This window comes from Pseudomonas fluorescens (assembly GCF_902497875.1).
GTDB classification, from domain to species: Bacteria; Pseudomonadota; Gammaproteobacteria; order Pseudomonadales; family Pseudomonadaceae; genus Aquipseudomonas; species Aquipseudomonas fluorescens_BR.
On record NZ_CABVHY010000005.1, the window covers coordinates 214,822 to 237,667 of the forward strand.

Sequence of the window (22,846 nt, forward strand, 5' to 3'; positions counted from 1 at the left end):
TCTTTCTCTTTAATATTATATTGGCCGGCCGGGCTTGCCCGGCCTCGGGCGTTGTCGGTCAACGATCGGCAAGCCACAGGCATTTTCTGGATAGGTTGGAATGAGCGATAGCGATAGCGTAGAACTTTTCACTGATGGCGCCTGCAAGGGCAATCCCGGCCCAGGCGGTTGGGGCGCGTTACTGGTGTGCAAGGGCGTTGAAAAAGAACTCTGGGGCGGCGAAGCCAACACCACCAACAACCGCATGGAGTTGATGGGGGCGATTCGTGGCCTGGAAGAGCTCAAGCGTTCCTGCGATGTGCTGTTGGTGACCGACTCCCAGTACGTGATGAAAGGCATCAACGAATGGATGGACAACTGGAAGAAACGCGGCTGGAAAACCGCCGCTAAAGAACCGGTGAAAAATGCTGACCTGTGGAAGCTGCTCGATGAGCAGGTCAATCGCCATAACGTCACCTGGAAGTGGGTGCGCGGCCATATCGGCCACCACGGCAACGAGCGCGCCGACCAATTGGCCAACCGAGGCGTGGACGAAGTGCGCGGTTACAAGCAGTCCTGATTTCGGTATGACTGTTTGACCTGCTCGCGATGGGCGCAAAACGGTGTATCTGAAAGACACCAGCGGGCGTGTTAATATCGCCGCTTTTGCACGAATGACCCGTTGAGAGCTGACCCTGATGGCCAACAGATCCGTTGTACTCGATACCGAAACCACCGGCATGCCGGTGACCGACGGCCACCGGATTGTCGAGATCGGTTGCGTCGAGTTGATCGGTCGGCGCCTGACCGGTCGGCATTTCCATGTCTATCTGCAGCCGGACCGGGAAAGTGATGAAGGCGCCATTGGCGTACACGGCATCACCAACGAATTCCTGGTGGGAAAACCGCGGTTTGCTGAAGTGGCCGAAGAGTTCTTCGAATTCATCATGGGCGCACAGCTGATCATCCACAACGCGGCGTTCGACGTCGGCTTCATCAACAATGAATTCGCCTTGATGGGGCGCAAGGATCGGGCTGATATCACTCAGCACTGCACGATCCTCGACACCCTGATGATGGCCCGTGAGCGCCATCCGGGGCAACGCAACAGCCTTGATGCCTTGTGCAAACGCTATGGCGTCGACAACTCCGGTCGTGAGCTGCACGGCGCCTTGCTCGACTCCGAGATCCTCGCCGACGTCTACCTGACCATGACCGGCGGCCAGACCAGCCTGTCCCTGGCTGGCAACGCCTCGGATGGCAACGGTTCGGGCGAAGGTTCGGGCAACCGGCCCAGCGAGATTCGCCGTCTGCCAGCCGATCGCCAGCCGACCCGGATCATTCGTGCCAGTGAAACCGACCTGGCCGAACACGTGGCGCGGATGGAAGCGATTGCCAAATCTGCCGGCGCGCCAGCGCTTTGGGTGCAGCTGGCTGAGGCCAAGGGTTAATCCATTGTGGCGAGGGAGCTTGCCTGTGGCGAGGGGGCTTGCCCCCGCTCGGGTGCGCAGCAGCCGCAAACCTGTGAATGCGGTGTGCCTGACGAAATGTGATTGCAGGTTTTAGGGCCGCTTCGCGACCCAACGGGGCGGTGCGGCGTTCCGACAAGCCCCTCGCCACAAGAGCCTCAACCCTCTACCCTGAGGTCATTGGCAGGCTGCGGTCTGCCCTCTCAGGACACCCGCCCCATGTATAAAGACTTGAAATTCCCCGTCCTTATCGTGCACCGCGACATCAAGGCTGACACCGTCGCCGGTGATCGGGTCCGCGGAATCGCCCGGGAGCTGGAGCAGGAAGGTTTCAGTATCGTTTCTGCGGTGGATTACACCGAGGGGCGGCTGGTGGCCTCGACTCACCACGGCCTGGCCTGCATGCTGATCGCCGCGGAGGACGCCAGGGAAAATACCCATCTACTGCAGAATATGGCCCAACTGATCCGCCTGGCGCGGGTGCGTGCGCCGAACCTGCCGATTTTCGCCCTGGGCGAGCAGGTGACCCTGGAAAACGCCCCGGCCGACGCCATGAGCGAGCTCAATCAGTTGCGCGGTATTCTCTATCTGTTCGAAGACACCGTGCCGTTCCTTGCCCGACAAGTGGCGCGAGCGGCGCGCAATTACCTTGATGGCCTGTTGCCGCCGTTTTTCAAGGCGCTGGTGCAACACACTGCCGATTCCAACTACTCCTGGCACACCCCCGGTCACGGTGGTGGCGTGGCCTATCACAAGAGCCCGGTGGGGCAGGCGTTTCATCAGTTTTTCGGGGAAAACACCCTGCGTTCGGACTTGTCGGTCTCGGTGCCGGAGCTGGGCTCGCTGCTCGATCACACCGGTCCATTGGCTGAAGCCGAGGCCCGCGCGGCGCGCAATTTTGGCGCCGATCACACCTTTTTCGTGATCAACGGCACCTCGACCGCCAACAAGATCGTCTGGCATTCGATGGTCGGGCGTGACGACCTGGTGCTGGTAGACCGCAACTGCCACAAGTCGGTCCTGCACTCGATCATCATGACGGGCGCGATTCCGCTGTACCTCTGCCCGGAGCGCAATGAGCTGGGCATTATCGGGCCGATTCCGCTGAGCGAATTCAGCCCCGAGTCGATCAAGGCCAAGATCGATGCCAGCCCGCTGACCAAGGGCCGACCACCCAGGGTCAAGCTGGCAGTGGTCACCAACTCCACCTACGACGGCCTGTGCTACAACGCCGAGCTGATCAAACAGACCCTGGGCAACAGCGTCGAGGTCTTGCACTTCGACGAGGCCTGGTACGCTTACGCGGCGTTTCACGAGTTCTTTGCCGGGCGTTACGGCATGGGCACTTCGCGCACCGCCGACAGCCCCCTGGTGTTCACCACCCACTCCACGCACAAACTCCTGGCGGCGTTCAGCCAGGCCTCGATGATTCACGTGCAGGACGGCGGCGCGCGACAACTGGACCGTGATCGGTTCAACGAAGCCTTCATGATGCATATCTCCACTTCACCGCAGTACAGCATCATCGCTTCGCTGGACGTTGCATCGGCAATGATGGAAGGGCCGGCGGGTCGTTCGCTGCTGCAGGAAATGTTCGATGAGGCACTGAGTTTTCGCCGGGCGCTGGCCAATCTGCGTCAGCATATCGCCGCGGATGACTGGTGGTTTTCGATCTGGCAGCCGCCATCGGTCGAGGGGATCGACCGGGTTGTCACCGCTGACTGGCTGCTCGAGCCCGAGGCGGACTGGCATGGTTTCGGCGATATTGCCGAAGATTACGTCCTGCTCGATCCGATCAAGGTCACTCTGGTCATGCCCGGGCTGACCGCCGGCGGTGCCTTGAGCGAGTGCGGCATCCCGGCGGCGGTGGTCAGCAAATTCCTCTGGGAGCGCGGCCTGGTGGTCGAGAAGACCGGTCTGTATTCGTTTCTGGTGCTGTTCTCCATGGGTATCACCAAAGGCAAATGGAGCACGCTGCTCACCGAACTGCTGGAGTTCAAGCGCAGCTACGACGCCAACGTCAGCCTGGCGACCTGCCTGCCGTGCGTGGCCAAACAGGATCTTGCACGCTATCAGGGCATGGGCCTGCGCGATCTGTGCGACCAGTTGCATGCCTGTTATCGCAGCAATGCCACGGCCAAACACCTCAAGCGCATGTACACAGTCCTGCCGGAGATTGCCATGAAACCGGCCGATGCCTACGATCAACTGGTACGTGGCGAGGTTGAAGCGGTGTCCATCGACGCCCTGCAGGGTCGGATCGCCGCGGTGATGCTGGTGCCGTATCCACCGGGCATCCCGCTGATCATGCCTGGCGAGCGCTTCACCGAGTCGACCCGTTCGATCATCGATTACCTGGCGTTCGCCCGCACCTTCGACAGCAGCTTTCCAGGCTTTGTCGCGGACGTGCATGGCTTGCAGCACGAAGACGAAGGCAATGGACGTTGCTACACCGTCGATTGCATCAAGGTTTGAGGACGTTTCCTGCCATGCAGCCAATGATTAATCCCAAATATCCCGGCTTGTCGGTGCGCGTGGCCGATGACGGCTTCGCGGCCTACATCTGGGGCAGCGATTTCAGTTTTGAGGTCAGTACCTACGCGGCGGCGCAGGTCGGTCTAAGCGTCGACCAATGGCCGGTGGAGAACATCGCGCCTTATCGCAAGTGTTACGGCATCGACCCGCAAGAGTTCAACAGTTACCACAACGCCGCCGACAGCGCTATTTTCATGGCCTGGCTCGATGATCAGCCCGTGGGGCATGTGGTGGTCAGTACCAACTGGAACGGTTACGCCCATATCGATGAGCTGGCGGTGCATGCGCCGGCGCGTCGCCACGGGGTGGCCAAGGCGTTACTGGACGTCGCGCAGTTCTGGAGTCGCAAGAAGAAGTTGCCGGGCATCATGCTGGAAACCCAGAACAACAACCTGGGCGCCTGCCGGTTGTATGAACGCTGCGGTTATGTGATCGGTGGAATTGATCATCTGCGCTATCGGGGGATCGACCCGCATACCGCCGAGGTGGCGATTTTCTGGTATCGGTTGTTTGAAAACCCGCTGGATTAAGCCGCTGTTCAACCCGCCAGCATCGCCGCGGCTTTCTCCGTGACAATCTCCAGCAGGGCCTGCAGGGCGGGCGAAGGCGTGCTGTTCTTGAGCGTGAGGGAATAGAGCGTGATCGGTACCGGCGGGGACAGTGGACACACATCCAGGCCACCGGCTCGTGCACCGAGGGCGGTAAAGGGGTCGACGATCGCCAGGCCTTCCCCGGCCTCGACCATGCTGCGCATCATCTGATGGGTCTGCACCCGGATCTGGATCACCGGGGCCGGGCGCAGGGCTTGCAGCTTGCTGTCGAGCATCACGCTCAGCGGGTCATGACCTTCCAGGCCAACCATTGACTGGCCGGCCAGCTCCTGCACGGAGAGGTATTTTTGCTTGGGCTGCAGCCAGCCATGGGGCGCCAGCAGTTGCAGCTTGCCTTGAGCCAGCACTTCGCAGTTGAGGTCGCCGTGGTCGGGGTTGTGCAGGCTCAAGCCCAGGTCGCTTTCGCGCAACAGCAGGCTTTTGACGATCTCACGAGTGGGTTGGCTGGCGAGATTGCAGGGCGCATCGGGAAAATTTCGGCGCAGGTTGGCAATGCTTTGCGGCAGCAGTTGCTGCGCAAGCGGAGGGGTGCAGATGATCCGCAGCGGCGGCGCCTGATATTGCTTCAGACTGCTGGCCAGTCGCTGCACAGGTTCAAACGCCTCGTAGACTCGGGCGATCTCGACCTGCAGCTCTCGTGCCTCGCGGGTGGCTTGCAGCCGTCCGCGCACGCTGGCGAACAACATGAAGCCGAGTTGATCCTCGGCGTCACGCAGAATCGCCTCGACTTCGGCCACCGGTAGTCGCAGCAACTCGCCGGCAGTGCCCAGATGACTGGTTTGCAGCAGCGCCTGGATCACTTCGATATGACGTAAACGCATGCGTGAAGTCCATGTCCAGCGGGTGAGGGATTCATTGACTGAATCCTAACCCAAGTCCGCGCATATGACTTCAGCTCATAACACGGGGTTATGAGGCGATGTAGGTTTCGGGTTCGCGAGTGATCGTGACGCCCGACTGCTTCAACTGAAACTCGTTATCATTCAGTTTGTCGACCCGATCACCAATGGCCAGGCGATAGGAGGTAACAGGCGCCGAGCCGGCCAGGCCATCTGGCGACGGGGTGGATTCCTGGAACTCATGCACCGAATAGACACGGCCTTCCGCGTCTCTTGCATGGAATTGTCCAACGAGTACTGCTGCCATCTGCTTAGAACCTCTGGAGATAAATCACTCAATTTGCGGCTCTGTAGACCGTAATTGGGCGCGGTAAGTTTTCCTACAGGAAAAATATAGTCATGAACACCGATTCCGTGAAGCGGGCCGGTTGTGATGCCGCCCGAATCATCTATAACTACAGGCACCTAAAGCCAGATAGTCGGGAATCCTCAATGAGCAACGTCTACACGATTGCAGTGTTGGTCGGCAGTTTGAGAAAACAGTCGATCAACCGCAAGGTCGCAATGGCATTGGCAGAACTGGCGCCGGCCAATCTTAAACTGAACATCATCGAGATTGGTGATTTGCCGCTCTACAACGAAGACATTGATGCCGCACCGCCGGCAGCCTACAGCACTTTCAGACAACAAGTGAGCTCATCCGACGCGGTGTTGTTCGTGACCCCGGAATACAACCGCTCGGTGCCCGGTGTTTTGAAGAACGCGATTGACGTCGGTTCCCGCCCTTATGGCAAAAGTGCCTGGAGCGGAAAACCCGGCGCAGTGATCAGCGCGTCACCGGGAGCGATCGGCGGATTTGGTGCCAACCACCACCTGCGCCAGTCATTGGTCTTCCTCGATGTGCCGTGCATGCAGCAACCCGAAACCTATCTAGGTGGTGCCGGCTCCGCGTTCGACGACGCGGGCAAGCCTTCCGAGGCTATCCAGCCGATCTTGCAGAAATTTATCAATGCCTACGGGGCCTGGGTCGAGCAGCACAAGAAGGTCTGAAGCCTGCGGCGCCAGCGCTGGCGGGCTACCCGGCGCTGGTCAGTCGCTCACAGATCATTGCTTCGAGTTCTGTCAGCCAGGCGGCTGTTTGCGCGGCAGGGGACTGCAGGGTGATGCCGTAGCGACGGCCGCCCCAGGCCATGATCAGCCAGGCATCGATACTTGTCGCTGAAGGTTTTTCCGGCAGATCGCTGCAGACAGCAAAGGCTTCATGCCATTTGCGCGAGAGTTCCTGGAACACCCGGTGATGATGCTTGGGCTCGGCGATCTGGTGTTCGAGCATCAGCAGTTCATAGTCGAGCAAGGGCTGTTGGGCGTCGGCCGGGTCATAGCCCAGGCGCAGCAAACGGTTGATCCGGGTTCGCCAGTCGAGGTCGCTGGGCCGTATGACCTGCTCATCCAGGCGTTGCAGCAGTTGTTCAACGCAATGTCGGACATAACCTGAGAGCAACGCCTCTTTGCTGGGGAAATAGTCGTAAAGCGTACCGATTGCAACCCCGGCTTCCAGCGCCACTGAGCGAGTGGTCAACCCCGACCAGCCATCGCGCCGCCAAATCCGAACAAAGGCTTCGTAAATCGCCTCGACGGTGAAGATTGCCCGCGCCTGAGTGGGCCGTTTCAGCGGCTTGGCCCGGGGTTCAGGGTGGACGCAGTGCTCCTGGAGTTTCCGAACCCGTTCTTCATCGGCTACCACTACTCTGGTGCGACTCGCCACTATCTACGCAGCAGGAGCCTGGAAATGCAAAGTTTGAGCACGGTAACACGGCTGATCACCCGCAAGAATGCTCTGGACCAGAGTCGTATCGAACAGCAGCAGCGCAGCCTGATTCCGGCTGCCGGCGAGGCGATTCTGAAAATCGATCGCTGCGCACTGACTACCAATAACATCACCTATGCCGCCTATGGTGATTCGATGAACTACTGGGGTTTCTTTCCGACGGGGCTCTCGGAGTGGGGCCATATACCGACCTGGGGTTTTGCCGATGTGGTTGCCTCGACTATCGATGGGGTTGAGGTGGGAGAGCGGTTCTATGGCTATTTTCCGTTGGCCAGCCATGTCTGGATGCGTCCCGAACGGGTCAGCGAGCGCGGCTTTTATGACGCCGCCGAGCATCGTCAGGCACTGACTTCGGCCTATAACCAGTACACCCGATGCAGTTGGGATCAGTACTACAGTCCGGCCACCGAAAATTTGCAGATCCTGCTCAAACCGCTGTTTTTGACTTCGTCGATGCTCGCGGACTTCCTGCAGGACAACCAGTTCTTCGGTGCGACCCGGCTGGTGTTTTCCAGTGCTTCGAGCAAGACCGCTTATGGCACTGCCGTATGTCTGGAAGGGCTGCCCGGGCTTGAACGAGTAGCCCTCACTTCTGCGGGTAATAAAGGCTTTGTCGAAGGGCTTGGGTGTTATGAACGGACCGTTTCCTATGCCGAGCTGGACCTTCTGGAGAAAGACCGGCCGACGTTGTACGTGGATTTTTCCGGCGACCTGAAGCTGCGTGATCAAGTGCATCAGCACTTTGCCGGGCAGTTGCGCTACAGCTGCTTCGCCGGCTCGGCGCAAAGCACCGATGAGGCGCAGTTGAGTGCCATTGAAGGCCCGCAGCCGGTGTTCTTCTTCGCACCGATCCAGATTCGCAAACGCAATGCCGATTGGGGGCCAGAGCGGGTCAGCCAGCATATTGGCGAGGGATTGCAGCGGTTTTATCAGCAGGTGACCGCGCCCTCGAATCCGTTGCTGGAAGTGGTGGTCAGTGAAGGGCTGGAGGCGGCGCAGGATGTCATTTCCCGCCTGTTCCATGGTCAGGTGCCTCCGGTTGAGGGGCATGTGATCCGCCTTTGAGGTGAATGGCCGCTTCGCGGTTCGCGGGTCAAGCCCGCTCCCACATGAGATCCAGATCCGCCCACTATAGTGTGATCGACTCGAAACCTGTGGGAGCGAACTTGCTCGCTCCCACAATGGTCAGTCACGAATGAACCCTGCCTGGAAATCCCCGCTTTACTGAATATACGAAAATCCATATATTTCGCGCTCGCTGCATCGAGCTACTTGCCCTCTGTCAGTTCGACTGTCTTGCCCGTGCCGATCAACTCAAATGACCACTTTTGAATTTACGAAGGCTGTTTTTGCATGCTTATAGCGTCGCTGATTTTCCTGCTGACCATTACTCTGGTGATCTGGCAGCCCAAAGGCCTGGGGGTTGGCTGGAGTGCGGTGTTCGGCGCGGTGCTGGCATTGCTCTCTGGCGTGGTACAGCTGAGCGATATTCCATTGGTGTGGCAGATCATCTGGAATGCCACTGGAACCTTCGTCGCGTTGATTATCATCAGCCTGTTGCTGGATGAGGCCGGGTTCTTTGCCTGGGCCGCCTTGCATGTCGCCCGCTGGGGGCGCGGCAGTGGGCGCAGGTTGTTTGCGTTTATGGTGTTGCTGGGGGCGCTGGTATCGGCCTTGTTTGCTAACGACGGCGCGGCGTTGATCCTCACTCCCATCGTTATTTCAATGCTGCTGGCCCTGCGCTTTTCTCCGACGGCTACCCTGGCGTTCGTGATGGGCGCCGGGTTTATCGCCGATACCGCGAGCCTGCCGTTGGTGGTTTCGAACCTGGTGAACATTGTTTCAGCGGACTTTTTCAAGATCGGTTTCAACCAGTACGCGGCGGTGATGGTGCCGGTCAACCTGGTCAGCGTGGCGGCAACCCTGGGTATGCTGATGTGGTTTTTCCGTCGCGACATTCCTCGCAGTTACGACCCGCAGCAGCTTGAACAACCGGAGCACGCGATTCACGACAAGCCGACGTTTATCGCCGGTTGGTGGGTGCTGATGATTTTGCTGGCGGGTTGCTTCGCCCTGGAGCCGTTGGGGATTCCCATCAGCGCCATCTCGGCGGTTTGCGCGGCCTTGCTGCTGGCAATTGCTGCCCACGGGCACAAGATTTCCACCCGCAAGGTGCTGAAAGAGGCGCCGTGGCAGATCGTGATTTTCTCGCTGGGCATGTACCTGGTGGTCTATGGGCTGCGCAATGCCGGGTTGACCGGGCACATCGCCGGGCTGCTGGACTGGTTTGCCGGCTACGGCATCTGGGGCGCGGCCATGGGCACCGGCCTGCTGACGGCGTTGCTTTCCTCGATCATGAACAACCTGCCGACGGTGCTGATCGGCGCGTTGTCCATCGATGCCAGCCAGGCCGTTGGCGTGGTAAAGGAGGCGATGATCTATGCCAACGTCATCGGCAGTGACCTGGGACCGAAAATCACTCCGATTGGCAGCCTGGCAACCTTGCTCTGGTTGCATGTACTGGCGCGCAAGGACATCCAGATCGGCTGGGGCTATTACTTCAAGGTCGGGATAGTGCTGACGGTGCCGGTGCTGCTGGTGACATTGGCGGCGTTGGCGGTGCGGTTGTCGGTGGGTCTACCCTGACCCCGGCACATTCGGCCAAAGATCCGCCACCAGGAACAAGCGCTCGGCTTCTTCCCATTCGCCCGCGATGTTTTCCGTCAGGCGTACCATCAACTGTGCAGGCGCCTGGGGTTCCAGAGCGGCCAGCCAGGCATTCAGTTGGTCGGCATCCCAGGTCTGATCGGCGGGATAATGCGCCGGTGCCAGCCAGGCATGGCGGGGCAGGGGTTGCCAGCGTCCCGGTGGCTGTTCAAGGACAAATTTCGACCAGTCGCGCTGGTGCAACCAGCGGCCATTCAAATGCTGCGGGTGCGCACCGGCCGGTGGCTGGGCCTTGCCTGGCCACGGATACAGCAGGTATCCGCCCAGCCACAACTGCGCACTGAACTGCTGGATGTCCAGTGCAGCCAGGACTTCGCGGCTCTCGGGGCGGGCAGAAATCGGTAACTGATGCTGGCTCAGGTGCGCCAGTTTGCGGTCCAGGCGGTCATGACAGCCGGGGCCGAGCCACTGCGCTGTGTCATGGCCATCGCCCTGTTGTGGCCCCAGATAAAGTTTGATCGCCAGTTCCAGGTGGTGCACGCCGTCGCGATCGCGCAGCAGCATGTCCAGTTCGCCCAGGGTGTGGCCGGCACGACGGATCGGCATATTGGCTGCGATCAATTCGATGCCAGGGGCGTGCTGCACGGCGAATTGCCACAGACGCTCGTAATACAGGCCCAGACGGCGGGTCGGACCCAGAGCCAGCCAGTGGCGCAACGGGCTGCTGTCCTGATCCAGCTGTTCAAGCCACTGCGCAAGCTGTTCGGGAGCCTCTACCCAATCACTGCCGGCCAGCGGATGGCGCTGGGGCCACGGGGTTTCACTGAGCATCGGCGGCGCGAGGATGACCCAAGCCAGGTCGCGCACCTCGGGGTGGCGCAACTGGCGGGGTAAGTTGAGCAAGCCAGGAAACAGGATCATTCTGCGAGCATAGCCTAAAAGGGTGTGTTCTCGATAAATCACGGGCGCGCCGTCATGTCGAGAACACACCCTTGAAGCTGAAAGGATTTTGTCTGCGGCCGGCTTTCGCCCATAATCGTCCTTTTCGGCCCGTCCCAGAACTTCGCAGGAACCCCATGGAGCAATTTCGCAATATCGGCATCATCGGTCGTCTGGGCAGTTCCCAGGTACTCGACACGGTTCGCCGACTGAAAAGGTTTCTGCTCGACCGGCACATGCACGTGATCCTCGAGGACACCATTGCCGAAGTCCTGCCAGGCCACGGCCTGCAAACCTCATCGCGCAAGATGCTCGGTGAAGTCTGCGACATGGTCATAGTCGTCGGCGGTGACGGTAGCCTGCTGGGCGCTGCCCGGGCGCTGGCTCGACACAACATTCCGGTGCTGGGGATCAACCGTGGCAGCCTGGGGTTCCTGACCGATATTCGTCCCGACGAACTGGAAGTGAAGGTCGCCGAAGTGCTCGACGGCCATTACCTGGTCGAAAACCGCTTCCTGTTGCAGGCCGAAGTCCGCCGCCACGCCGAGGCCATCGGCCAGGGCGATGCGTTGAACGACGTGGTGCTGCACCCCGGCAAGTCGACGCGGATGATCGAGTTCGAGCTGTACATCGACGGCCAGTTCGTCTGCAGCCAGAAAGCCGACGGCCTGATCGTCGCGACGCCGACCGGTTCGACCGCCTATGCGCTGTCGGCAGGCGGGCCGATCATGCATCCCAAGCTCGATGCCATTGTTATCGTGCCGATGTACCCCCATACCTTGTCTGGAAGGCCGATTGTGGTCGATGGCAACAGTGAGCTGAAAATCGTCGTGTCCAAGGATATGCAGATATATCCGCAAGTCTCCTGTGACGGGCAGAACCACTTCACCTGCGCCCCGGGCGACACCATCACCATCAGTAAGAAGCCGCAAAAGCTGCAGCTGATCCATCCTCTGGACCACAATTATTATGAAGTTTGCCGGACCAAGCTCGGCTGGGGCAGCCGCTTGGGTGGTGGAGGCGACTGATGCTTGATCCCGCGCGTAGCTACGACCTGATCGGTGACGTGCATGGTTGCGCTCATACCCTTGAACATTTGCTCGACCGGCTCGGGTATCACAAGGTGGGCGGTACCTGGCGCCATCCTTCGCGCATGGCGGTGTTCCTCGGCGATATCATCGACCGAGGCCCGCGGATTCGCGAGGCGCTGCATATCGTCCACGACATGACCGAAGCCGGGCAGGCGCTGTGCATCATGGGTAACCATGAGTTCAACGCGCTCGGCTGGAGCACGCCCGCACCCCCGGGCAGTGGCAAGCAATACGTGCGCGAACACACCCCCCGGCATGCGCGGTTGATCGACGAAACCCTGACTCAATTCGCTCAGCATCCCGCGGACTGGCACGACTTCCTCGAGTGGTTTTACCAGATGCCGCTGTTCGTCGATGCCGGGCGCTTCCGGGTGGTGCATGCCTGCTGGGATGCCGGGCTGATCGAACCGTTGCGGGCGCAGTTTCACAATGGCTGTATCGACGAACACTTCCTCCAGGCCGCCGCCGTGCCCGGCAGTTTCGCCTGCACGGTGTTCGACCGGCTGTTGCGCGGCACCGACATGCGCTTGCCCCACGGCCTGACCATGACCAGCGGCGACGGCCTGACCCGGGCGTTCTTCCGCACCACGTTCTGGGAAGACGACCCGCAAACCTATGGAGACATCGTGTTTCAACCTGACGCCTTACCTGAGCCGATTGCCCAGACACCGCTGTCGTCCATCGAGAAAAACACCTTGCTGCGCTATGGCGTCGACGAGCCGTTGTTGTTCGTCGGTCACTACTGGCGCAGCGGCAAACCGGCACCGATCCGGCCGAACCTGGCTTGCCTGGACTACAGCGCAGTGCTCTACGGCAAACTGGTCGCCTACCGGCTGGACCAGGAAACCCGCCTCGATCCACGCAAGTTCGTCTGGGTCGATGTCGAACGTCCGGAGGTGCTGCAATGAGTGCCGTCGCGGTCTTGCGCCTGCCGCTGGCAGTCGACCTGAGTGGTTTCGTCAAACTGCTGCAGCGCATGCAGGTCCCGCATCGGGTCAGCGAAGAAGCCGGCGAGCAGGTGCTCTGGGTGCCGGACTCGATCAGCGAGGATGTCCGTTCACTGTATGAACGTTTTCCAACCGGTGATCCCGATCAGCAGCTGGACATTCCCAATACCCGGGCCGCAGTCCGGCGTCCGGGCTTCGTCGAGCAATTGCGCCACAGCCCGGTTACCGCACTGATCCTGTTGCTGAGCCTGATCATCGGCGGCGTGACCATGCTCGGTGACAACCTTGATGTCATACGCTGGCTGACCTTTCTCGAATTCCGCATCGCTGGCGAGTACATCCAGTTCACGCCACTGGCCGACAGCCTCGAAGCAGGGCAGTGGTGGCGCCTGGTGACGCCGATGCTGATCCATTTCGGCATCCTGCACCTGGCCATGAATGGCATGTGGTATTGGGAACTGGGCCGGCGCATCGAAATGCGCCAGGGCAGTATCAACCTGCTTGGCCTGACGCTGCTGTTCAGCCTGGTGTCCAATTACGCCCAGTATCTGTTCAGCGGCCCGACCTTGTTTGGCGGGTTGTCCGGGGTACTTTACGGTCTGCTCGGACATTGCTGGATCTATCAGATTTTGTCGCCGAATCCGGCTTATCGTCTGCCCCGTGGGGTGTTGGTGATGATGCTGGTGTGGCTGCTGCTGTGTATGTCCGGGCTGATCTCGATGATCGGCTTCGGTGAAATTGCCAACGCGGCGCATGTCGGCGGGTTGCTCGTCGGATGCTTTACCGGTTTGTTGGGTGGCTTGTTCAGCCGACGTAAACTGGCCGTCTAAAATTGCCGTATGAATAGAGAGCACGGAGACCTGATGTCGTCTTTTAACGAAATGATCAACAACATCACCCCGGATATCTACCAGAACCTGAAACTGGCGGTAGAGATCGGCAAATGGCCAGACGGCGGCAAGCTGACCGCCGAACAACGCGAGCTGTCGCTGCAAGCGATGATCGCCTGGGAAATCCAGAACCTGCCGGAAGACCAGCGTACCGGTTACATGGGCCCGCAGGAGTGCGGCTCCAAATCGGAACCGATTCCGAACCTGTTGTTCAAGTCGGACGCCATCCATTGATCGAGATTGGCCGTGGTGCAATCAGCAAAATGTCGGCGCGTCTCGAAGCGTCGGCCGTTCAATATGCATTCCGTCTGGACGACATCGAGGTGCCGGTCAACCCAATGATCGGCACCACGGTGCGCCTTGAATACCTGGGGGCGATTCACTGCACCCATTGCGGACGCAAGACCAAAACCAGTTTCAGCCAGGGCTATTGCTACCCGTGCATGACCAAGCTGGCCCAGTGCGATATCTGCATCATGAGCCCGGAGCGTTGCCACTACGACGCCGGCACCTGTCGCGATCCGGCGTGGGGCGAGCAGTTCTGCATGACCGATCACGTGGTCTATCTGGCCAATTCTTCCGGCGTCAAAGTCGGGATTACCCGCGCCACCCAACTGCCGACGCGCTGGCTCGACCAGGGCGCGAGCCAGGCGTTGCCGATCATGCGGGTCTCGACCCGCCAGCAATCGGGCTTCGTCGAGGACCTGTTTCGCAGCCAGGTGGCGGATAAAACCAATTGGCGGGCCTTGCTCAAGGGCGATGCCGTGTCGGTGGATCTCAAACAGGTTCGTCAGCAGCTGTTCGACAGCTGTGCCGAAGGCCTGCTGGGTTTGCAGGAACGCTTTGGCCTGCAGGCCATCCAAGTGATCAATGACGTCGAACCGATCGACATCCATTATCCGGTCGAGCAGTACCCGGCCAAGATCGTCAGCTTCAATCTGGACAAGAATCCGATTGCCGAAGGCACGCTGTTGGGGATCAAGGGCCAGTACCTGATCTTCGACACCGGCGTTATCAATATTCGCAAGTACACGGCCTACCAGCTCGCCGTGCATCAGTAGAAGGACTCCAGCATGCGCACCGAACAACCGAAGATGATCTACCTGAAGGACTATCAGGCGCCTGAGTACCTGATCGACGAGACGCACCTGACCTTCGAGTTGTTCGAGGACCACAGCCTGGTCCATGCGCAACTGGTGATGCGCCGCAACCCGGAACGCGGCCCGGGCTTGCCGCCGCTGGTGCTGGATGGCCAGCAGCTTGAATTACTGTCGGTGCAACTGGCCGACCGCGAGCTGAGCGCCGCTGACTACCAGCTGACTGACAATCATCTGACCCTGCACCCGGCGAGCGAATCGTTCACCGTAGACACCAGCGTCAGGATCCATCCGGAAACCAACACCGCCCTGGAAGGTCTGTACAAATCCAGCGGCATGTTCTGCACCCAGTGCGAGGCTGAAGGCTTCCGCAAGATCACTTACTACCTCGACCGGCCGGACGTGATGAGCACGTTCACCACCACGGTGGTCGCCGAGCAGCACAGCTATCCGGTGCTGCTGTCCAACGGCAACCCGATTGCCTCAGGTCCCGGCGAAGACGGCCGGCACTGGGCGACCTGGGAAGACCCGTTCAAGAAGCCGGCCTATCTGTTCGCGCTGGTGGCCGGTGACCTGTGGTGCGTCGAAGATACCTTCACCACCATGACCGAGCGCTCTGTAGCGCTGCGCATTTATGTCGAACCGGAAAACATCGACAAATGCCAACACGCGATGAACAGCCTGAAGAAATCCATGCGCTGGGACGAAGAGGTCTATGGCCGCGAGTACGACCTGGACATCTTCATGATCGTCGCGGTCAACGACTTCAACATGGGCGCCATGGAGAACAAGGGCCTCAACATCTTCAATTCCAGCTGCGTGCTGGCCCGTGCCGAAACCGCTACCGACGCTGCGCACCAGCGGGTCGAAGCAGTGGTCGCCCACGAGTACTTCCACAACTGGTCAGGCAACCGCGTGACCTGCCGCGACTGGTTCCAGCTGTCGCTCAAGGAAGGCTTCACGGTGTTCCGCGATGCCGAGTTCTCTGCCGACATGAACTCGCGCACGGTCAAGCGCATCGAGGACGTGGCTTATCTGCGCACCCACCAGTTCGCCGAAGACGCCGGCCCCATGGCTCATGCTGTGCGCCCGGAAAGCTTTATCGAAATTTCCAACTTCTACACCCTGACCGTCTACGAGAAGGGCTCGGAAGTGGTGCGGATGATTCGCACCTTGCTCGGTGCCGACGGTTTCCGTAAAGGCAGCGACCTGTATTTCGAGCGCCATGACGGCCAGGCTGTGACCTGTGACGATTTCATCAAGGCCATGGAAGATGCCAATGGCGTCGACCTGACCCAGTTCAAACGCTGGTACAGCCAGGCCGGTACGCCGCGTCTGACCGTCAGCGAGGCGTATGACAGTGCGGCGAAAACCTACAGCCTGACCTTCCGCCAAAGCTACCCGGCGACCCCGGACAAGGTCGAGAAACAACCCTTCGTGGTCCCGGTCGAACTCGGCCTGCTGGACGCCAAGGGGGAGGGCATTGCCCTGCGCCTGACCGGTGAAGCCGCTGCGGCGGGCACCTCGCGGGTGCTCTCGGTAACCGAAGCCGAACAGACGTTCACCTTCGTCGACATCGCTGAAAAACCGTTGCCATCGCTGCTGCGGGGTTTCTCGGCACCGGTGAAACTGAGCTTCCCCTACGATCGCGACCAGTTGATGTTCCTGATGCAACACGACAGCGACGGTTTCAATCGCTGGGAAGCCGGCCAGCAACTGTCGGTGCAGGTGCTGCAGGAATTGATCGCCCAGCATCAACAAGGCGCTGCATTGGTTATGGATCAACGCCTGGTGACGGCGTTGCGCACGGTGTTGGCGGACGGAACGCTGGATCAGGCGATGGTCGCTGAAATGCTTTCGCTGCCGAGCGAAGCCTACCTCACCGAAATCAGCGAAGTGGCCGACGTGGAGGCGATCCATGCCGCCCGCGAGTTCGCTCGCAAGCAGTTGGCCGACGGCTTGTTCGAAGCCTTGTGGCTGCGTTATCAGGCCAATCGCGATCTGTCGAAAAACACCCCTTACATCGCCGAAGCCGAGCACTTTGCCCGACGCAGCCTGCAGAACATTGTGCTGTCCTACCTGATGCTCAGTGGTAAGCCGGAGGTTCTGGCGGCGACCCTCGAGCAATTCGACGCCTGCGACAACATGACCGAACGCCTGACGGCGCTGGCGGTGCTGGTCAATTCTGCGTTCGATGAGGATAAGGCCAAAGCCCTGGCGACCTTCGCGGATACCTTCAAGGACAACCCGCTGGTCATGGATCAGTGGTTCAGCGTCCAGGCCGGCAGCGGTTTGCCAGGCGGCTTGCAGCGGGTGAAGGCGCTGATGGAACACCCGGCGTTCAACATCAAGAACCCGAATAAGGTCCGCGCCCTGGTCGGTGCTTTCGCCGGGCAGAACCTGATCAACTTCCACGCAGCGGACGGCTCCGGTTATCGCTTCCTGGCGGATTTGGTGATCCAGCTCAACGGCTTCAACCCGCAGATCGCTTCGCGGCAGCTGGCGCCGTTGACTCGCTGGCGCAAGTACGACAGTGCTCGTCAGGCGTTGATGAAGGGCGAGCTGGAGCGGATTCTTGCTTCGGGCGAGCTTTCCAGCGACGTCTTCGAAGTGGTCAGCAAAAGCCTGGCGTAGGAGCTGGCGAAGCCTGCGATCTTTTCTGCGGACACCACAACGGCGAAGATCAAAAGATCGCAGCCTGCGGGGGATTGTGTACATCCCCGACATTGCAGGTGGACTCGGTCGGCGTAGGAGCTGGCGAAGCCTGCGATCTTTTCTGCGGACACCACAACGGCGAAGATCAAAAGATCGCAGCCTGCGGCAGCTCCTACGGGGGGATTGTGTACATCCCCGACATTGCAGGTGGACTCGGTCGGCGTAGGAGCTGGCGAAGCCTGCGATCTTTTCTGCGGACACCACAACGGCGAAGATCAAAAGATCGCAGCCTGCGGCAGCTCCTACGGGGGGATTGTGTGTATTCCCCGACATTGCAGGTGGGCTCGGTCGGCGTAGGAGCTGGCGAAGCCTGCGATCTTTTCTGTGGACACTACAACGGCGAAGATCAAAAGATCGCAGCCTGCGGCAGCTCCTACGGGGGGATTGTGTGTATTCCCCGACATTGCAGGTGGACATCCAGCCTCCCGCCTCCTTGATAAAGGCCATTTAACGGCCTTTATTCATCAAACCAGCGAATGCCTCGCCATTCAGGGACTACTCCGCAGCCCCGGGTTAACAAAAGATAACGTCGTATTGATTGTCAGGGCTTTCCAAAGCTGGATAGGATAGGCCAGCTTCCTAAGGGGCTCTAGATTGCAGGTTTCAGGATAACGGCCCGAAACGGCAATTCAGAACGAACTGCCCTGAACGGCGCCCTGAAAGGTTGAGTGACCTAACAATAATAATGGGGGAAGGTCTATGAGTGAGCCTGTCATGGGTGTGGGTTTTTGCCGCCCGCCGGCATTACGCAGATTCGCGTTGCTGGCTACAGCGCTCTCGCTGTTGGGCGTTGCCATGTTGTCGGCGCCCGTCCAGGCCGCTGCCACGGCGGCGGTCGATACTGTTTATTCGATTGAATCCGCAAAGTCCGCCAAAGGCCTGATGCTCGATGTCGTACAGGCCGGTGCGCGTCTGGTGGCCGTGGGGGACCGCGGTCACATTCTCTATTCCGATGACCAGGGCAAGACCTGGTCCCAAGCCAAAGTACCGACCCGGCAGCTGCTGACGGCGGTGTTTTTTGTCGACGCCAAGCATGGCTGGGCGGTCGGGCATGACGCGCAGATCCTCGCCAGTGAAGACGGCGGCAGCACCTGGACCAAGCAATACGAAGATTTGACCCGCGAAGCACCGTTGCTCGACGTCTGGTTCAAGGATGCCAGCAACGGCTTTGCCGTAGGCGCTTATGGCGCGTTACTGGAAACCACCGATGGCGGAAAGCACTGGGAAGACGCCAGCGAGCGCCTGGACAACGAAGACCAGTACCACCTCAACGCCATTGCGGCGGTCAAGGATTCCGGTCTGTTTATTGTCGGTGAGCAGGGCAGCATGTTCCGTTCCGCCGATTGGGGACAAACCTGGGAACGCCTTGAAGGCCCGTACCAGGGCTCGCTGTTCGGGGTGATCGGCACCGCCGAGTCCGGCACGCTGCTGGCCTATGGTTTGCGCGGCAATCTGTTCCGCTCCACCGATTTCGGTACGACCTGGGAGCCGGTTGAACTCAAGGCTGCCCGTGGTGCACTGGAGTTCGGCCTGTCCGGCGCGACCTTGCTCGACGATGGCTCACTGGTCATCGTCGGCAACGGCGGCAGCGTGGTGCGCAGCAGCGACAACGGTTTGACCTTCAGCGTATTCAATCGGCCCGACCGCATCTCCTTATCGGCGGTGACGGCAGCGGGCAATGGCAACTTGATTCTGGTAGGACAGGGCGGCGTTCGCGCTACCACGCCAACCGGCGCTGAGCTGGGCAAACAATAAGAAGGCGGGGGATTTCCATGAGCAGTCATCAAACAGACAAGGCGACGTTTCTCGAACGCCTGATTTTCAACAACCGCCCGGCAGTGATCGTCATCTGCCTGCTGGTCAGTGTGTTCCTGTTCTGGCAGGCCACGCTGATCAAGCCGTCCACCAGCTTCGAAAAAATGATCCCGCTCGAGCACCCCTTCATCGAGAAGATGCTCGAGCACCGCAACGACCTGGCCAACCTCGGCAACACCGTGCGGATCTCGGTGGAAGCCACCGATGGCGACATCTTCTCCAAGGAGTACATGGAGACCCTGCGGCAGATCAACGACGAGGTGTTCTACATCTCCGGCGTTGACCGTTCCGGCCTCAAGTCGCTGTGGAGCCCCAGCGTTCGCTGGACTGAAGTGACCGAGGAAGGCTTCGCCGGTGGTGAAGTGATTCCCCAGAGCTACAACGGCTCGGCCGACAGTCTCGACCAGTTGCGCAACAACGTGCTCAAGTCCGGCCAGGTCGGTCGGCTGGTGGCCAACGACTTCAAGTCGAGCATCGTCGATATCCCGTTGCTGGAGTCCTACCCGGACCCTGAAGACCAGGGCAAGTTGCTCGCACTGGACTACCAGAAGTTTTCCCACGAGCTGGAAGACAAGATCCGCAACAAGTTCGAAGCGCAAAACCCCAACATCAAGATCCATATTGTCGGTTTCGCCAAGAAAGTCGGCGACCTGATCGATGGCCTGATCATGGTGGTGATGTTCTTCGGCATCGCCTTTGTCATCACCCTGGTGCTGCTGTACTGGTTCACCTGGTGCATCCGCAGCACCATCGCGGTGTTGATAACAACGCTGGTGGCGGTGGTCTGGCAGCTTGGGCTGATGCACGCCATCGGGTTCGGCCTCGACCCCTATTCGATGCTGGTGCCGTTCCTGATCTTCGCCATCGGTATTTCCCACGGCGTGCAGAAGATCAACGGTATCGCCTTGCAGTCGGGTGAGGCCGACAACGCCCTGACCGCGGCGCGCCGAACCTTCCGGCAACTGTTCCTGCCGGGGATGATCGCGATTCTGGCGGATGCGGTGGGCTTCATCACCTTGCTGATCATCGACATCGGCGTGATCCGTGAACTGGCCATCGGTGCTTCCATCGGTGTGGCAGTGATCGTGTTCACCAACCTGATCCTGCTGCCGGTAGCGATTTCCTATGTCGGCATCAGCAAGCGTGCCATCGAGCGCAGCAAGAAAGACGCAGTACGCGAGCATCCGTTCTGGCGCCTGCTGTCGAACTTCGCCAGCCCGAAAGTCGCACCGGTGTCGATTGCCCTGGCGCTGGTGGCCTTCGGTGGCGGCCTCTGGTACAGCCAGAACCTGAAGATTGGCGATCTCGATCAAGGCGCGCCGGAACTGCGTCCCGACTCGCGCTACAACAAAGACAACAACTTCATCATCAGCAACTACTCCACCAGCTCCGATGTGCTGGTGGTGATGGTCAAGACCGTCTCGGAAGGCTGCTCGCGTTATGCCGCGATGGCGCCGATCGACGAACTGATGTGGAAGATGCAGAACACCGAAGGCGTGCAGTCGGCCATTTCCCTGGTGACCGTCTCCAAGCAGATGATCAAGGGCATGAACGAAGGCAACCTGAAATGGGAAACCCTGTCGCGCAACCCGGATGTGCTGAACAACTCCATCGCTCGCGCCGATGGCCTGTACAACAACAGTTGCTCGCTGGCACCGGTACTGGTGTTCCTCAACGACCACAAGGCCGCAACCCTCGATCGGGCGGTGCATGCGGTGCAGGAGTTTGCCAAGGAAAACAACAAGGACGGCCTGGAGTTCATCCTCGCCGCGGGTAACGCCGGGATCGAAGCGGCCACCAACGAAGTGATCAGGGAGTCGGAGCTGACTATCCTGATCCTGGTGTACATCTGCGTGGCGACCATGTGCATGATCACCTTCCGTTCCTGGGCGGCGACTCTGTGCATTGTCCTGCCGCTGGTGCTGACCTCGGTGCTCGGCAACGCCCTGATGGCCTTCATGGGCATCGGCGTGAAAGTCGCGACCTTGCCCGTGGTGGCGCTGGGGGTGGGGATCGGTGTCGACTACGGCATCTACATCTATAGCCGCCTCGAAAGCTTCCTGCGTGCCGGTCTGCCGCTGCAAGAAGCCTATTACCAGACGCTGAAATCCACCGGTAAGGCGGTGCTGTTCACCGGCCTGTGCCTGGCCATCGGCGTGGCGACCTGGATCTTCTCGGCGATCAAGTTCCAGGCCGACATGGGCCTGATGCTGACCTTCATGCTGTTGTGGAACATGTTCGGCGCGTTGTGGCTGCTGCCAGCGCTGGCTCGTTTCCTGATCAAGCCCGAGAAACTGGCCGGGCAAAAGGGTAACTCGCTGTTTGCCCATTAACCCTTGGCAAGAGCACAACGCCGCGACTTCGATCGCGGCGTTGTGCTTTCAGAGGCATCAAGAGGTGTAAAAGAACAGCTTTCTGGCCATGTCGGGCGATACCTTGCTGCGCCAGATACGCGCGACTTCCTTGTTGTTCAGAGCTTGTTTGAGCTGTGCCTTGAACCCGATGGTGCGTTGATTCGCACGTTTCAAGTGCCCGACGGTATAGGCCAACTCGGGACCGGCGCTGCTGGCATAGTGAAAGTGTGCATACCACAGGACTTCGTTGGACTGCTTGTCCCTGATCGCATACTCGGTGAGGTAGTCCCGGGCGTTAGTGAGTTCGCGGATTTTCACCGGCTGAATATCGATCACACCGCTCTTCCATAAGGCCAATACCTTATCCGGCGTCGGCGCTTGCCGCTTGTATCCGTCATTACGGTACTGCCGCCCCTCGCGCCTCAAGTCCTGGGCCTCGGTGCGAAATTCCTCGATGACTACCCGGGTCTCCTGGGTCATATTTTCAACCCGTTCAAGCTCTGCGATGGTCGACTCCAGTTTTTCCGCCAACTGTTCCAGAAGGTTCTCCCATTCCCACGGACTTTTCTCTTCGCGCAATATGGGGTCATCCAGTTGGCGAACTTCGCGCTGAATCATCCTTTCGCGACTGGCGCGTTCGAGTATCAGCTTGCGCCCGGCGCCGATGATGGTTGCCGCTGAGCGGAGTGCCGGCGTTTTCGTCGCAGGTGACGCGGGCAGCACTTCAACATAGACACTGTCCTGCGGGTGCTTATGGAAAGTGCTGATGACAGCGCCGGATTGAATGTCGCGAATGTCGATGAATTCGCCTTCCACGTCCGGTTGCGTCGGGCGAACATCCCCGACCAAGGTGCCTTTGTTGCGCGATTTGAACACGCGTTTGCTGGCTGCTTTACGGGTCAGCAGCTTTGACGCAGCGGGCAGTTCCTTAGCCTGTTCGACCTCCAGGATCGCATCGGCCAGATCTTGCTCGGCGAGAAGGCGAGCGTCTTCAAGAAGTTGTAGAAAGCTGTCCATATATTCTGCGCGCAGACTGCTTGAACCGAGTTCCTGCAGTGCGTGGCTGGCGC

At 59.8% G+C, this 22,846-nt stretch carries 19 protein-coding genes and 1 pseudogene; 15 read left to right on the top strand and 5 right to left on the bottom strand.

Annotation, left to right across the window (positions count from 1 at the left end; genetic code table 11):
• Positions 1–100 precede the first annotated feature (100 nt).
• The 4 genes and pseudogenes from rnhA (at position 101) to F8N85_RS06835 (ending at position 4,556) form a co-directional block, all read left to right on the top strand.
• Positions 101–559 carry a ribonuclease HI gene (rnhA, locus tag F8N85_RS06820; protein WP_150640872.1) on the top strand — a complete coding sequence of 153 codons (459 nt, stop codon included), beginning with the start codon at positions 101–103 and terminating at the stop codon, positions 557–559.
• A gap of 118 nt (positions 560–677) precedes the next feature.
• Positions 678–1,430, top strand: coding sequence for a DNA polymerase III subunit epsilon (gene dnaQ, locus F8N85_RS06825; protein WP_150802889.1), 753 nt, complete (start codon positions 678–680; stop codon positions 1,428–1,430).
• A gap of 237 nt (positions 1,431–1,667) precedes the next feature.
• The gene (locus tag F8N85_RS06830) at positions 1,668–3,923 is read left to right on the top strand and encodes an arginine/lysine/ornithine decarboxylase (protein WP_150802890.1); all 2,256 of its coding nucleotides are present in this window, start codon (positions 1,668–1,670) and stop codon (positions 3,921–3,923) included.
• Between the two features lie 14 nt (positions 3,924–3,937).
• A pseudogene (locus F8N85_RS06835) lies at positions 3,938–4,556 on the top strand (GNAT family N-acetyltransferase).
• Here F8N85_RS06835 and F8N85_RS06840 read toward each other — a convergent pair.
• Both F8N85_RS06840 and F8N85_RS06845 read right to left on the bottom strand, forming a co-directional pair.
• Complete coding sequence (locus F8N85_RS06840) at positions 4,522–5,415, bottom strand: LysR substrate-binding domain-containing protein (protein ID WP_150802892.1); 894 nt, start codon at positions 5,413–5,415, stop codon at positions 4,522–4,524. The pseudogene F8N85_RS06835 and the gene F8N85_RS06840 overlap by 35 nt on opposite strands.
• Before the next feature lie 88 nt (positions 5,416–5,503).
• Complete coding sequence (locus F8N85_RS06845) at positions 5,504–5,740, bottom strand: hypothetical protein (protein WP_150802893.1); 237 nt, start codon at positions 5,738–5,740, stop codon at positions 5,504–5,506.
• 185 nt (positions 5,741–5,925) lie between these two features.
• On the opposite strand from F8N85_RS06845, the gene F8N85_RS06850 reads away from it, so the two are divergent.
• Entirely contained in the window at positions 5,926–6,483 is a 558-nt protein-coding gene (locus F8N85_RS06850) for an NADPH-dependent FMN reductase (protein WP_150802937.1), read from the top strand.
• Between the two features lie 25 nt (positions 6,484–6,508).
• Here F8N85_RS06850 and F8N85_RS06855 read toward each other — a convergent pair whose 3' ends face one another.
• Positions 6,509–7,198 (bottom strand): TetR/AcrR family transcriptional regulator, encoded by a 690-nt coding sequence (locus tag F8N85_RS06855; RefSeq protein ID WP_224795657.1) that lies wholly within the window; start codon positions 7,196–7,198, stop codon positions 6,509–6,511.
• A 24-nt stretch (positions 7,199–7,222) separates the two neighbouring features.
• Here F8N85_RS06855 and F8N85_RS06860 point away from each other — a divergent pair, with 24 nt between their 5' ends.
• Positions 7,223–8,326, top strand: a complete 1,104-nt coding sequence (locus F8N85_RS06860; protein WP_150802894.1) for a DUF2855 family protein — start codon at positions 7,223–7,225, stop codon at positions 8,324–8,326.
• Between the two features lie 288 nt (positions 8,327–8,614).
• Positions 8,615–9,907 (top strand): arsenic transporter, encoded by a 1,293-nt coding sequence (locus F8N85_RS06865; RefSeq protein ID WP_150802895.1) that lies wholly within the window; start codon positions 8,615–8,617, stop codon positions 9,905–9,907.
• Here F8N85_RS06865 and F8N85_RS06870 read toward each other — a convergent pair.
• Entirely contained in the window at positions 9,899–10,849 is a 951-nt protein-coding gene (locus F8N85_RS06870) for a DUF1853 family protein (protein ID WP_150802896.1), read from the bottom strand. The genes F8N85_RS06865 and F8N85_RS06870 overlap by 9 nt on opposite strands.
• A gap of 155 nt (positions 10,850–11,004) precedes the next feature.
• Here F8N85_RS06870 and F8N85_RS06875 point away from each other — a divergent pair, with 155 nt between their 5' ends.
• The 8 genes from F8N85_RS06875 (at position 11,005) to F8N85_RS06910 (ending at position 21,755) form a co-directional block, all read left to right on the top strand.
• The gene (locus tag F8N85_RS06875) at positions 11,005–11,895 is read left to right on the top strand and encodes an NAD(+) kinase (RefSeq protein WP_150802897.1); all 891 of its coding nucleotides are present in this window, start codon (positions 11,005–11,007) and stop codon (positions 11,893–11,895) included.
• Positions 11,892–12,866: a metallophosphoesterase gene (locus F8N85_RS06880; RefSeq protein ID WP_191636133.1), complete on the top strand. Its 975-nt coding sequence runs from the start codon at positions 11,892–11,894 to the stop codon at positions 12,864–12,866. Before F8N85_RS06875 ends, F8N85_RS06880 begins: the two co-directional genes overlap by 4 nt.
• Positions 12,863–13,735 (top strand): rhomboid family intramembrane serine protease, encoded by an 873-nt coding sequence (locus F8N85_RS06885; RefSeq protein ID WP_150802899.1) that lies wholly within the window; start codon positions 12,863–12,865, stop codon positions 13,733–13,735. The genes F8N85_RS06880 and F8N85_RS06885 overlap by 4 nt, the downstream gene beginning before the upstream one ends.
• A 33-nt stretch (positions 13,736–13,768) precedes the next feature.
• Entirely contained in the window at positions 13,769–14,029 is a 261-nt protein-coding gene (locus F8N85_RS06890) for a YeaC family protein (RefSeq protein ID WP_150802900.1), read from the top strand.
• A complete protein-coding gene (locus F8N85_RS06895) occupies positions 14,026–14,856 on the top strand; it encodes a DUF2797 domain-containing protein (RefSeq protein WP_150802901.1) in 831 nt (276 codons plus the stop codon). Before F8N85_RS06890 ends, F8N85_RS06895 begins: the two co-directional genes overlap by 4 nt.
• A gap of 12 nt (positions 14,857–14,868) precedes the next feature.
• Complete coding sequence (pepN, locus tag F8N85_RS06900) at positions 14,869–17,526, top strand: aminopeptidase N (protein ID WP_150802902.1); 2,658 nt, start codon at positions 14,869–14,871, stop codon at positions 17,524–17,526.
• Between the two features lie 780 nt (positions 17,527–18,306).
• Positions 18,307–19,362, top strand: coding sequence for a WD40/YVTN/BNR-like repeat-containing protein (locus tag F8N85_RS06905; protein WP_150802903.1), 1,056 nt, complete (start codon positions 18,307–18,309; stop codon positions 19,360–19,362).
• A gap of 17 nt (positions 19,363–19,379) precedes the next feature.
• On the top strand, positions 19,380–21,755 hold the full coding sequence (locus F8N85_RS06910; protein WP_150802904.1) for an efflux RND transporter permease subunit: 2,376 nt from the start codon (positions 19,380–19,382) through the stop codon (positions 21,753–21,755).
• 57 nt (positions 21,756–21,812) lie between these two features.
• Here the strand turns inward: F8N85_RS06910 and F8N85_RS06915 are convergent, their stop codons facing one another.
• Positions 21,813–22,793 carry a hypothetical protein gene (locus F8N85_RS06915; protein WP_150802905.1) on the bottom strand — a complete coding sequence of 327 codons (981 nt, stop codon included), beginning with the start codon at positions 22,791–22,793 and terminating at the stop codon, positions 21,813–21,815.
• Positions 22,794–22,846: the final 53 nt, after the last annotated feature.

Coding starts and splice junctions, on each gene's coding strand:
- rnhA (WP_150640872.1), top strand. CDS start 101: ATGAGCGATAGCGATAGCGTAGAACTTTTCACTGATGGCGCCTGCAAG.
- dnaQ (WP_150802889.1), top strand. CDS start 678: ATGGCCAACAGATCCGTTGTACTCGATACCGAAACCACCGGCATGCCG.
- F8N85_RS06830 (WP_150802890.1), top strand. CDS start 1,668: ATGTATAAAGACTTGAAATTCCCCGTCCTTATCGTGCACCGCGACATC.
- F8N85_RS06840 (WP_150802892.1), bottom strand. CDS start 5,415: ATGCGTTTACGTCATATCGAAGTGATCCAGGCGCTGCTGCAAACCAGT.
- F8N85_RS06845 (WP_150802893.1), bottom strand. CDS start 5,740: ATGGCAGCAGTACTCGTTGGACAATTCCATGCAAGAGACGCGGAAGGC.
- F8N85_RS06850 (WP_150802937.1), top strand. CDS start 5,926: ATGAGCAACGTCTACACGATTGCAGTGTTGGTCGGCAGTTTGAGAAAA.
- F8N85_RS06860 (WP_150802894.1), top strand. CDS start 7,223: ATGCAAAGTTTGAGCACGGTAACACGGCTGATCACCCGCAAGAATGCT.
- F8N85_RS06865 (WP_150802895.1), top strand. CDS start 8,615: ATGCTTATAGCGTCGCTGATTTTCCTGCTGACCATTACTCTGGTGATC.
- F8N85_RS06870 (WP_150802896.1), bottom strand. CDS start 10,849: ATGATCCTGTTTCCTGGCTTGCTCAACTTACCCCGCCAGTTGCGCCAC.
- F8N85_RS06875 (WP_150802897.1), top strand. CDS start 11,005: ATGGAGCAATTTCGCAATATCGGCATCATCGGTCGTCTGGGCAGTTCC.
- F8N85_RS06885 (WP_150802899.1), top strand. CDS start 12,863: ATGAGTGCCGTCGCGGTCTTGCGCCTGCCGCTGGCAGTCGACCTGAGT.
- F8N85_RS06890 (WP_150802900.1), top strand. CDS start 13,769: ATGTCGTCTTTTAACGAAATGATCAACAACATCACCCCGGATATCTAC.
- pepN (WP_150802902.1), top strand. CDS start 14,869: ATGCGCACCGAACAACCGAAGATGATCTACCTGAAGGACTATCAGGCG.
- F8N85_RS06905 (WP_150802903.1), top strand. CDS start 18,307: ATGAGTGAGCCTGTCATGGGTGTGGGTTTTTGCCGCCCGCCGGCATTA.
- F8N85_RS06910 (WP_150802904.1), top strand. CDS start 19,380: ATGAGCAGTCATCAAACAGACAAGGCGACGTTTCTCGAACGCCTGATT.
- F8N85_RS06915 (WP_150802905.1), bottom strand. CDS start 22,793: ATGGACAGCTTTCTACAACTTCTTGAAGACGCTCGCCTTCTCGCCGAG.